Below are 11,364 nucleotides of genomic sequence, written 5' to 3' on the forward strand. Positions count from 1 at the left end.
GTGCTTGACACTGGGATGGCTTTGTTGCATCACACTTTATGAGATGGTGATTTATGGTAAATTCATGTAACTATCTCAAATTTAGCCATACCAATATCAGTGAATTTATTAAGCAAATAGCATTTGATTAGCAGTTCTTTTTCTCGATTTATCTCAGATTTATTCCTAAAACTAAATCCGAATATTTGCTTTAATCTTGAGAAAAACCCTTCAATATAAGATCTTTTCCCATAATTTACTTCTTTTTTCCATTCTTTCATGCCATCTTCACCGTATAATTTTATTAACCTAATAGCAGCATTCCTGTCAGACATATAATCTATTTCTGGATGTTCTGCCGCATTGTTTATTGGTGGAATTTTTGTCTTTATATCATATTTGTTACACAACTTATAAAACTTGTGCCTATCACATGCTCCATACGCGTCAAGTTAAGGAAATAAAGGTATGAAAGAGATAGAATAATAAGGTATAAGTTCTCCCAGATATACTTTTAGTGAGAGAACCAATGAATAAAATAACTTGCTTATCAAAAAAGCTCAAAGAATTTTTTAATGAAAAAGCAGAGAAAATCTCAATTACAACAAGGTTTATAAAAAGAAAGAGAAAGCTAAAAGGTTCATCATTCGTAAAAGCCATGGTCTTGGGTAATATAGGAGTTGATAATTGTAGCGTAGAAACAATGTGTCAATTACTAAACGAGGACTCGATAGATATAACAAAACAAGGTTTGGATTTTAGATTTACTGAAGAAGCAGTGGAATTTATGAAAAGGATGTATAATGAATCTGTGGTTCTCTTTAAAAATATCTTGCAAGTTGATTGCAAAATCTTACAGCAATTTAATAGTGTTAAATTATTGGACAGTAGCTATATTACTCTACCTAACAGTATGGAAGAGATGTATAAAGGTTATGGTACTAGCTACAGTGGCTATGAAAGCAATACTAAGTCTGGAATAAAGTTACAATTAGTTTTCGATTACATGAATCAGATAATAGACCAACTTAATTTAACGGAGGGAATAAGATCAGACCAGGGATATAGGAAACATTTAAGTAATATATCAAGCAATGATTTGCTAATATCTGATCTCGGTTATTTTGTGCCAAGTTCTTTTAAACAAATCAATGAAATAGGAGCTTATTTCATAAGTCGTCGATACCAACGTATATGATGTAGAAACAAATCAAAAAATGGAGTTATTAGAATGTTTAGAGGATAAGTTATTTTTAGAAAACGAGGTATTGTTAGGAAAAGAAGCAAAAATTAGAGTAAGAATTATATGTCAGAAACTAACTGAAGAACAGTCTATAGCCAGAAAAAGGAAAGCTAATAGATTAGCAAGATCGCAGGATCCTCTAAAAGAAATCAAAAATTGTTGAATTGGTATAACTAATGTTCCAGAAAATAAAATTAGTGCTGAGCAAGTATTACAGAGTAAGGTGGCAAATTATTTAAATTGTATAAAAGTCATATCAGGCTTGATAAGCTAAAAGGAAAGCCATGCAGAGTATTATGTGAACTATATGCTAAATTGTGCGCAATTCTTATATTTTACGGCATAGTTGGTTGCACAGAAGTGAAAAAGAATACAGAACTTAGCTTAACAAAGGCATTTATTGAGCTAAAAAGACGGGTTAGAGAGTTATTTTTAGTATTAACCAAGATTAATAGTTTAAAAGCATTTCTTAAAAAACTCACTATAACTTGGTCGCGATTTTCATTAAAAGACAAACGTAGAAGGGCTAGAGTATCCACTTTAACCTCTCTAAATTTGCTCACAATCTCTTAACTTGACGCGTATGATCACATGCTCTATCTGCATATAGTGCTTTTATGGCATGCTGAAAATCAACTTCTTTTAGCAAATCACAAGCTCCATAGTGATCAGAGTAGACACCGTTACTGTATTTTACAGCTATGGCTTTTTTGTTGTTTATATTCAACATTACGTGCAATTTTCTCGTTTGCTCATAGCCACGATATTTTCTGTCAGTGCTATTTTCCTTGCTGTGACCAGAGTGTATGGTCCCAGAGTGTGATGGTGTGGATTTAGTATAAATAATTCTGGAGACTGTGTCCACTGATAACATATAAATTCATAAGGAGTAAGACCCTTAAGAGTTTTGAGTCTCTTTGCATAATTATAAGCCATAACAAAGTTATAAAGGTGTTCTTTAAGTTGCTGGTGCGATTGATAGTAATACTTCTTAACTGTAGCATCCTTTAAAGTTTTATTCATACGCTCGACTTGCCCATTCGTCCAAGGATGGCTAACTTTTGTCAAACGATGTTCAATAACATTCTCTTCGCAAACTCTATCAAATATATGTTGGAAAGCATACTTATGACGCTTCTGGTTTGTAAATTGTATACCGTTATCTGTCAAAATAGTATGGATTTTATACGGTAAAATTCTAATCAAATTACGTAAGAACTCAGCAGCTATGGGTTTTGTAGCACTGTTACACAACTCAACATAGGTAAATTTGGATGTCCTATCAATAGCAACAAACAAATGTAATTTGCCCTCCTCATACCAATTCCCATTACAGGGCAAACAGATGGACAATGATGGAAGAAAAGCCATACTGAAGTAAGTAAAATAGCGAGGTTTAAATGGCATTAAGATCAAAATTATTGGATGAAAAAGTAGTAGAATCAGCAAAAGAAATGCTGAAGAAAGTAAGGAATAATGCATATGTTTCAAAAAAACTAAATGCTGTAATTGCAGCAAAAAAGTACAGTATAACGGCTGTAGCAAAAATATATTGCATTTCAAGAAGCGCACTAACTTCGTGGGTAAAACTCTTGAAAATTGGCAGAGAAGAAAAACTGTTTGCTCCTTCACAACGTCGTAGAAAAACTAAATTAAATCAGGCTCAACTACAGCAAATTGAAGAGTGGATAGAAGAAAATCCTAATATCACCATTAAAGAAATGAGAATAAGAATCCAGGAAAAGTTCGGATTAAATATCAGCAAATCTACAGTACACCGCCATATGCAAAAGATGAAATTCTCATATATTACACCAAGACCAGTTCATAATGGACAAGATAAAAGTAAACAAGAGGAATTCAAAAAAAAATCTCAATGGAGCTATTAGCAAGTATCCAGAAAAAGAGCTATTTTTCTTTGATGAATCACGGTTTGGCACACATTCAAAAGTTGGACATGGGTGGTTTAAAAAGGGGATTAGAACACAGGTTAAAACAAAATTAGGTAGGCAAAATTTCTATCTCTATAGTGCAGTTAATCCTAGAAATGGAGAGAGTTCTAGCTTATTTGCACCAAATGTCAACACTGATTGCATGAACATATTTCTTGAGCAAATTTCGCAATATCTAGAAACACGAGAGGCTTTTCTCGTTATGGACTGTGCTAGTTGGCATAGGTCAAAAAATTTAAAGGTACCTAAAAATATCGACATTATATACCTACCTCCATACTCACCTGAGCTAAATCCTGTTGAGAGGCTTTGGTTATATATAAAACAGAACATTTTGCGCAATAAAATATACGATACAATTGCTCTACTTGAGGGTGCTTTGTGCAAATTTATTACTTCTCTTGCCAGCTCCACAATTAAACAACTCTGCAATGTTTCCTATTTGACTGGACAACAATGAGAATTGGTATCAGTTCTAACTTCAGCAATATCAATATGAAAGTAACCGATAGGATATTGTTTGAATTTCTTTTTTGACTTAACTTCTCCATCAACAGTTGGTAATCTGCTAATGTTGTGTCTTTGTAAACAACGATGCAAGCTAGAGCGAGTCAAATGCGGAATTGTAGACTGCAGAGCGTAAAGGCAATCATCTAGTGGCAGTAGTGTATACTTGCGAAATGTAACTATTATAGCTTCCTCTTCTAGCGTTAAAACAGTTGATCTTGGATGCTTTGGACCCATATCAGCATCTTTCGTAAATGAACGTTTTCTCCACTTAATAATAGTTTTTGGATTAAGGTTATAATGCTTGGAGAGTTTTGCTATGCTCTCTTTTCTATTTTGTATTGCTCTACGAATCGTCTGTGTTGTTTTGGCGCACCCATGTAATATCTGTCCCATAATGACTCCTTAAATGATGATGATAGTATACCATCACTCTCTGGGACCATACATCTAAGGAGGTTGAATGCCAGCAGCATATAGTTATGATTTAAGAAAAAAAGCAATGGAAGCGCTAGACGAAGGAGAAAGCAGAGAAACAGTGGCAGCAAGATTTAAGATTGGACGAACTACTTTATGGGAGTGGCAGCAAAGAAGAAAAGAAACAGGAGACTTTCAATCAAAAAAACTTGGAAATGGGGGTTACAATCACAAAATTACCGACTGGGGTACCTTTGCCAAATTTGCCAGAGAACACGGAGGAAAGACTCTATCGGAAATGGCTAAACTTTGGAACAACGTTAGTATCCAAACGATCTATCGAGCCCTTAAAAAAATTGGATTTACGCGCAAAAAAAGACATATGGATACAAGGAAAGAAACGAAGAAAAACGTGCTGAATTTTTGAAAATTATAGCGACAAAAGAACCTAAAAACTTAGTGTATATAGATGAGTCTGGCATTGATAACACCGAAGACTACCCCTACGGATATTGCCAGAAAGGACAGCGGTTTTATGCCTTAAAATCTGGAAAGAAAACTCAACGAATCAGTATGGTTGCAGCCTTAAGTGGAAGAAAGATAGTTGTTCCGTTAACCTTTGAAGGCCACTGTAATATGGATGTTTTTAATGGATGGTTTGAGCAATTTTTGACACCGATCTTGGAACCTGGACAGACTGTCATTCTTGACAATGCTACTTTTCATAAGTCTGATAAAGCTTGCTAAAGGGGTTGGTGCAGAAATTTTGTATCTGCCGCCTTATTCTCCAGATTTCAACAAAATTGAGCATCATTGGTTTGCTATAAAAAACAGAGCCAGGAAAAACATTCCTCTATTCGAATCCTTTCGTCGTGCTGTTGATTCTGCCTTCCTATGACCTGTTCGGACTATTATGAGAAATGCTATACTACATAAGGCCTAATTTCCGGAAGATCAACTTTTTGGTGAACATAAGGTTTTTCGCATATTACAAGCTCTCCTCCGCATTCGCAAATATTAGGCAACTCTATTTTTACTACTTTATCCGCTTCCATTGTAGCATGAAAATTTCCTTTATGCCCAACCTGATCGCCAACATTCCTTTCGCTTTTTGGCTTGTCCTTTTTTGTTTTGTACAATTCTTTAGAGCTCGGTAGAGATGAATTTTTCGAGTTTAAACCAAGCCTTTCCTTTAATTCAGCGTTCTCTATCTTTAAAGCTTTATTTTCTGCTTTTAAGTTTTCTATCTCTGCTTTCAGTTTTTCTATTTTTTGCTGTAAATTTTTGCAAAGTTCTAAAAGGTTTACCACATTACCTCACTTTTGCTCTATGATTATCTTTTTAGATCACTTTGTCTACCTTATTCTACCACTCCGCTGAACGGATACCTTGGGTTAGCTATAGCTAACACCACAATTGTACTAACATTGTGATTTGAGAACAACCTTCACCAGAAAGGGTGTCATTCCAGTGTTAAGCACTGGAATGACGAGAGGTAACGCAAGAAGTTTACTCTTAATAAAAACCTGATGATGAATCATTATTACCAAATTTCGGCCTATTTCTATTGCTGAAACCAGAACGAGGACGAGGAGGCCTCTTATGGTGACTTCCTCCAGGTTTTCTACTAAATGAATTATTGTAATAATTATCCCTGTCATTTGGACCATCTTTCCTTTCCTCGTTGTAAAGCTCACCTTCAAAAAACTCTCCCGTCTCTTGATCAACCCGACGTCTTGACAACTTTGGACACCCACCTTTTTCGAAGTCAATTACTAGTGCTTTGAAAGTATCATCTTGTTTAAGTACGCTCTCTATAGAATCTATATGTTCATTAGCTACTTCACTTATGTGCATTTTTCCTTTTCTGCCATTAAGAAATTCAAGCTCTACAATAGACTTCTCTATTCTTACAACCTTGACATCAACTATAGAACCTTGTTCTAGTTCTGTTATTGAATCAATCATCATACTCTTTGCAATTTCAGCTTCAGTGCCACTCGTAGCAAAAACAGAAACTTTACCATCATCTCCTATTTCAATTTTTGCATTACTTCTTTCACACACACTGCGTATATTTTTCCCCTTAGAACCTATAGCAGCAGAAATTTTGTCTTTATCTATGTAAAATGATAACATCCTTGGTGCATGGTCTTTGACATCATCACTGTGTTCTGAAATCACTGCATTCATTTTTTCTAAAATATGTAATCTTCCAGCTTTTGCCTGTTCTAAAGATTTTTCAACAATTTCAAAGCTTATACCAGAAATTTTCATGTCCATTTGTAGCGCCGTAACCCCTTCACTAGTTCCTGCTACTTTAAAGTCCATATCACCAAGATAATCTTCATCACCAAGTATATCGGAAAGTATTACATACTCGTCTTTATCTTTGATGAGACCCATAGCAATTCCAGCAACAGGGGCCTTTATTGGCACACCCGTATCCATTAAAGCAAGAGAAGTCCCACAAACTGTTGCCATAGAAGAAGAACCATCAGACTCCAAAATTTCGGACACTACTCTTATTGTATAAGGAAATTCAGACTTATCGGGTAAAACAGGATGAATTGCTTTCCAAGCAAGTTTGCCATGACCGATTTCTCTTCTTCCTGGTGCACGCGCAGCAGAAGTTTCTCCAACAGCAAATGAGGGAAAGTTATAATGCAACATGAAATGCTCACGTCTATCCCCTTCAATATCATCCACAATTTGCTCATCTTGAGTGGTGCCAAGAGCAGTAACAACCAGTGCCTGAGTATTGCCTCTTGTAAATAGTGCAGAACCGTGAGTTTTGGACAGAATATCAACTTCAACTTCTATCTGACGTATCTCATCATGCTTACGACCGTCTATCCTTACACTTTTCTTCCTAATTATTTCACGTACTAAAGATCTTTCAAAGTTTTTTACTGCATACGTAATTAACTTTTCGTCTTTTCCAGTTTCTTTAAGAGTATTCAATATATTCTCTCTGATCGCTTCTAGAGCTTGAACTCGCTCTTGTTTTACTGTTTGCGAATATGCTTTTTCAAAATCTTTACCGTATTTTTCGAGCTTTTGTGTTATATCTGATGCATCAATAGGGGCAAAGCTCTCAGGTTTATTGCCAATTGTATCAGCAAACTCTTTTATGAGCTTAATGACAGGCTTAAGGTGTTCATGGCCAAATTTTATTGCATTAAAAACATTTTCTTCAGAGAGCTCTTTCACTTCTGATTCAACCATTAAAATTGAATTTTCATCACCAGACAAAAACAGATCCAAGCTGCTTGCTTTCATCTCTTGAACAGAAGGGTTGAGTATATAGTTATTATTTTCATCACAACCAACCATCACTCCAGCTATAGTAAAGTGAAAGGGAACACCAGAAATTGCAAGAGCTGCAACAGCACCAATCAATGCTGGCACTTCAGGAGGATTGACTGTATCATAAGTTAATAGATTGCACACCACACTAATTTCATCATGAAATCCTTCTGGGAATAGTGGTCTTATACTTCTATCTATTACTCTTGAGATTAAAGTTTCTCTATCAGATGGCTTGCCTTCTCTTTTAAAAAACCCGCCAGGGATCTTACCCATGGCATAGCTTTTTGCGATAAACTGCACATTTAAAGGTAGGAAATCAACGCTTTCTTCCTTCTTTTTACGTACAACAGTTACTAAAACAGAAGTATCACCGTAATTTACAACTACTGAACCATGAGCTTGGCGTGCTATTTTTCCTGTTTCTAAAGATAAGGGACGACCACCCCACTCTATAGATTTTTTTATAATTTTAAACATATTAAATTCCTCGATTATTTTCTAATGCCTAACTTCTCTATTAATTCCTGATAGGCTTCATTACCAAATTTACGCTTTATATAATTTAAGTGCTTGCGTCTTCTACCTATCAATATAAGTAAACCACGCTTAGAGTGATGGTCATGCTTGTGCACTTTAAAATGCTCAGTTAAGTTACTGATCCTCTCGGTCAAAATTGCACATTGTACAAAAGATGAGCCTGTATCATCTTCTTTAATTGCATATATATTTATCAAACTCTTTTTCTTTTCGGATGTTATCGACATCTAAACCTCATTTTAAATATTAAAAACACGAATAGGTTTCACACAACCATAAATAAAACTGCAGATTGCAATAGGTACACTACCCACCACCGCACAACAAATATCATGATTCTTTAAATTACGCAAGTTATTTAATACAACTTCCTGACCTTTTCTGATTTTTCCCGCATCTTCTAGGGAAATTTCAACTTTGAACATCGATTTTAAAGCCGATTCAATGGGGATGACGAAACTTTTTGTATTACTCCCTGTCACTCCATCATCTTCTGTCATCCCACCCCCCTCTGTCATGAAAGTAGCTGACACTGGTTTCCATCCAAGACGGTGTCATTCCTTACTATTACCCACAAATATAAATGTACTTATAAATAAAGTATTACAATATTAGAGTTTGCAAATATTGAGGGTATAAAAATGGCAAACGAGAGTAATGAATGGGCTAAAAATGAATTTGGAGATGCTGTACTTGGAGATAAAAGATTAACTGACCGATTAGTAAATATTGCTGACAGTTTGATAAGTTTACCTGAAAGCTCAATTAATGAGGCATGCGGAAGTTGGTCAGAAGCAAAAGCAGCATATCGTTTTTTTTAAATGAGAACGTAAAAGAAGTCGATATTCTAGCTTCACACATTGATAAAACAGTTGAGAGAACAAAAGCTCACAAGAGGGTTCTTGTCATTCAAGATACCAGTTACATTGTATATAATAACCATAAAAAACAAGCGGATTAGCAAATTTGTCCAGTTATGATACTGCAAAAGGTATTATAATGCATACAGATCTTGCCGTTAGTATAGAAGGTTTGGTACTAGGGATACTAGATCAAAAAGTTTATTCAAGACCTGAAGAAAATGAGAACCTTAAAAAAAAGAGCGATCGCATTGAAGATAAAGAAAGCGTAAAGTGGTTGGAAACTTTAAGAAAAACAAATAATATTATTGATCCAACTCAAACTGAGACTATAACTGTATGCGATAGAGAAGCAGATATATATGACTTTTTTGAGCTTGCACATAGTCTTAATTCGGCAGTGCTAGTTAGAGCATGCAGAGATAGAGCAGTAAATAGAAAATCTCGATATCCTGAAAAAGGTGAGCAGAAGTTATGGGCATTTATTAAATCCTCTCATTGTGCAGGTACGGTAGAAGTTGAAGTTCCTGTAAAAGATAATAAGCCAAAAAGAACAGCACGTTTGGAAGTTAGATTTGGAAAGTTTATGATGAATCCATCTAAGAATAATATTAGGCATAAGACGGAAGAACTACCTAAATTACCACTTTATGCAGTTTATGTTGTTGAGAAAACTCCCCTTCCCTTAAAAAAAAACCGCTAGAATGGATGCTATTAACGAATCTTTCAGTTAATACTTTCGATGAAGCTGTTGAAAAAATTAGTTGATATCAACTATGTTTTTTAAAAATTTTTTTATTTGTGTAATTTTGCAAATTATATGGGCAATAAAAACCCGTTTGTCATAGAAATAGAATTTTATATCAAACAGCTACCACAGCAATTTCTGCTTAAGCTAATGAATATGTGCTTTAAGTCTGTGTGGACGCACATATTCATTAGCCAATTTCAGTTACCGTTGTGAAGATTTTTAAGTATGCAAATTAATTGCTTCTTTAAGTCTTGTATTAGCAATTACTATAATTTTACGCATTAGGGCTGTTATAGCCACCATCTTCTTCTTACCACTTTCAACAAGCTTAGAATAAAAGGCGCCAAGTATAGATTTTGACCTTGTAGCAGCCATAGCGGCTGTAAACAGCTTTGAACGAACGTTACTTCTACCACCTGTAATCCTTCGGTAACCAACAGCTTTACCACTTTCTTTTGGATGCGGTGCAACTCCGGCAAGACTTGCTACTTCTTTTCTATTTAAGTAACCAAGCTCTGGCATTAAACACAAAAAATCTTGTGATAACTTTTTACCTATTCCAGGAACTGTTTTAAGAATTTTTTGGCGTTGTTGTAATTCGCGGCTTTCATCAATAATCTTTTGTATAGTATCATTGAGTTCGTTTATTTGACTATCGAAAAACTCAATGGTCTTTTGACAGCTTTCTTTTATATGATCATTTTCCGGTGCTTCAAGTCTGCATTTTTCTTGAGTTCTCATTTGCGTAATATCATCACGACGTTGACAAAGTGCAGCCAAAGTTGATTGTTCTGTAGAGGTAGGTACAAATAGAGAGATAGTTCTATGGCGTTCAAATCCATATTGAGCAAGAGCTCTTGCATCTGATCTATCAGACTTTGCTAAAGTTCCGTGAGATAAAATAAAGCTTTTTACTTTACGAGTATTAGCTCGATGCACGGCAATATTTTTGTCGGTAAGAAAATGTGATAAGCCAAGCTCATATTTCCCTGTATTTTCTAAAGTCACTAAAGCATTAGGTAGAATATCTGAAAACTCTTGAAATAATTGTTGCCAACCAGAAGCATTATTATCAAATTCGACAGCATTCTTCTGTTTGTGAATTGCAACGACATTTTTAAATTTTCCGATGTCAATGCCAATAAAATTTTGATAAGATGTAACCATAATAAACCTCGATAGTTTTAGTTAATTTAAGATTGTAAACGGGTGCATATATATGTCCCAAGCAACTATTCAAACGTATCGAGAGATAGGGCTAGCGTACCTTGATACCAACGGTTGTAATACCAATTTCCTTTCGGTCGCGCACGCCCGCTATTCCTAGTGAGCAGGGTTATCTTTCTCTCTTATCTCTTTTATATCACGTTTTTAACTTACAATTGCCTTAGATGGAAAATAGATATATTACATAAAATTTTAAATCCGGTCTCAAAGTTGAGGAATGTAGACTTGGAACAGCAGAAAGATTAATGAGGTATTTAACAGTCATGAGGATTATTGCTTGGAGAATTTTCTTTATTACATCAATTGCAAGAACTAACCCAACATTACCATGTACTGCCTTATTAGCTGAGGAAGAATGGAAAGTTTTATATGTTAAAATACACAGGAAACCATGTCCAAATATAGCCCCTACTATAAAAGAAGCCGTTTCGTGAACTTGGAGGTCATTTAGCAAGAAAAAGCGACCCAAAACCAGGACCAATTACTCTTTGGAAAGGATATAAACGTCTCTTTGATTTAGCAGAAGGATGGCGACTTGCTCACGAACCTCATATTTGTTGGTAATAGTAAGTTGTTAGC

General features: G+C 35.1%; 7 protein-coding genes and 7 pseudogenes. 5 read left to right on the forward strand and 9 right to left on the reverse strand.

Translation table 11 applies throughout. The annotated features are described in order from the left end of the window. Window positions 1-62: 62 nt before the first annotated feature. Window positions 63-389, reverse strand: a complete 327-nt coding sequence (locus AAGD74_RS00535) for a transposase (protein WP_338482649.1) — start codon at window positions 387-389, stop codon at window positions 63-65. Between the two features lie 119 nt (window positions 390-508). Here AAGD74_RS00535 and AAGD74_RS00540 point away from each other — a divergent pair. Then, window positions 509-1,795 (forward strand): annotated as a pseudogene (locus tag AAGD74_RS00540) (IS4 family transposase). Here the strand turns inward: AAGD74_RS00540 and AAGD74_RS00545 are convergent. Both AAGD74_RS00545 and AAGD74_RS00550 read right to left on the reverse strand, forming a co-directional pair. After that, window positions 1,782-1,952 carry a hypothetical protein gene (locus AAGD74_RS00545; RefSeq protein ID WP_341810660.1) on the reverse strand — a complete coding sequence of 57 codons (171 nt, stop codon included), beginning with the start codon at window positions 1,950-1,952 and terminating at the stop codon, window positions 1,782-1,784. The pseudogene AAGD74_RS00540 and the gene AAGD74_RS00545 overlap by 14 nt on opposite strands. Continuing rightward, window positions 1,952-2,539 (reverse strand): annotated as a pseudogene (locus tag AAGD74_RS00550) (integrase core domain-containing protein); the annotation flags it as partial. The pseudogene AAGD74_RS00550 and the gene AAGD74_RS00545, both read right to left, overlap by 1 nt. A gap of 83 nt (window positions 2,540-2,622) precedes the next feature. Between AAGD74_RS00550 and AAGD74_RS00555 the strand changes: the two are divergent. After that, a protein-coding gene (locus AAGD74_RS00555) for an IS630 family transposase (protein WP_265029767.1) occupies window positions 2,623-3,634 on the forward strand; the annotation gives its coding sequence in 2 pieces (ribosomal slippage) (window positions 2,623-3,084 and window positions 3,086-3,634; 1,011 coding nt in all). Window positions 3,635-3,642: 8 nt separating this feature from the next. Here AAGD74_RS00555 and AAGD74_RS00560 read toward each other — a convergent pair. Beyond that, a pseudogene (locus AAGD74_RS00560) lies at window positions 3,643-4,077 on the reverse strand (IS481 family transposase); the annotation flags it as partial. Window positions 4,078-4,144: 67 nt separating this feature from the next. On the opposite strand from AAGD74_RS00560, the pseudogene AAGD74_RS00565 reads away from it, so the two are divergent. Beyond that, a pseudogene (locus tag AAGD74_RS00565) lies at window positions 4,145-4,996 on the forward strand (IS630 family transposase). Window positions 4,997-5,024: 28 nt separating this feature from the next. On the opposite strand, the pseudogene AAGD74_RS00570 reads toward AAGD74_RS00565, so the two are convergent. The 4 genes and pseudogenes from AAGD74_RS00570 to AAGD74_RS00585 all read right to left on the reverse strand — a co-directional run. Further along, window positions 5,025-5,408, reverse strand: a pseudogene (locus AAGD74_RS00570) (IS66 family transposase); the annotation flags it as partial. 205 nt (window positions 5,409-5,613) lie between these two features. Continuing rightward, on the reverse strand, window positions 5,614-7,887 hold the full coding sequence (gene pnp, locus AAGD74_RS00575; RefSeq protein ID WP_338976910.1) for a polyribonucleotide nucleotidyltransferase: 2,274 nt from the start codon (window positions 7,885-7,887) through the stop codon (window positions 5,614-5,616). 14 nt (window positions 7,888-7,901) lie between these two features. Then, window positions 7,902-8,174, reverse strand: coding sequence for a 30S ribosomal protein S15 (gene rpsO, locus AAGD74_RS00580; protein ID WP_006279944.1), 273 nt, complete (start codon window positions 8,172-8,174; stop codon window positions 7,902-7,904). A 12-nt stretch (window positions 8,175-8,186) separates the two neighbouring features. Then, window positions 8,187-8,447: a hypothetical protein gene (locus AAGD74_RS00585; protein ID WP_006279945.1), complete on the reverse strand. Its 261-nt coding sequence runs from the start codon at window positions 8,445-8,447 to the stop codon at window positions 8,187-8,189. A gap of 141 nt (window positions 8,448-8,588) precedes the next feature. On the opposite strand from AAGD74_RS00585, the pseudogene AAGD74_RS00590 reads away from it, so the two are divergent. Then, window positions 8,589-9,569 (forward strand): annotated as a pseudogene (locus tag AAGD74_RS00590) (IS4 family transposase); the annotation flags it as partial. A 208-nt stretch (window positions 9,570-9,777) separates the two neighbouring features. On the opposite strand, the gene AAGD74_RS00595 reads toward AAGD74_RS00590, so the two are convergent. After that, window positions 9,778-10,725, reverse strand: a complete 948-nt coding sequence (locus AAGD74_RS00595) for an IS110 family transposase (protein WP_209472550.1) — start codon at window positions 10,723-10,725, stop codon at window positions 9,778-9,780. Between the two features lie 216 nt (window positions 10,726-10,941). Between AAGD74_RS00595 and AAGD74_RS00600 the strand changes: the two are divergent. After that, window positions 10,942-11,349: pseudogene (locus AAGD74_RS00600) on the forward strand (IS4 family transposase); the annotation flags it as partial. Window positions 11,350-11,364 lie beyond the last annotated feature (15 nt).

The sequence above is a fragment of the Wolbachia endosymbiont (group A) of Campoletis raptor genome (assembly GCF_964026755.1).
In the GTDB taxonomy this organism is placed as follows: Bacteria; Pseudomonadota; Alphaproteobacteria; order Rickettsiales; family Anaplasmataceae; genus Wolbachia; species Wolbachia pipientis.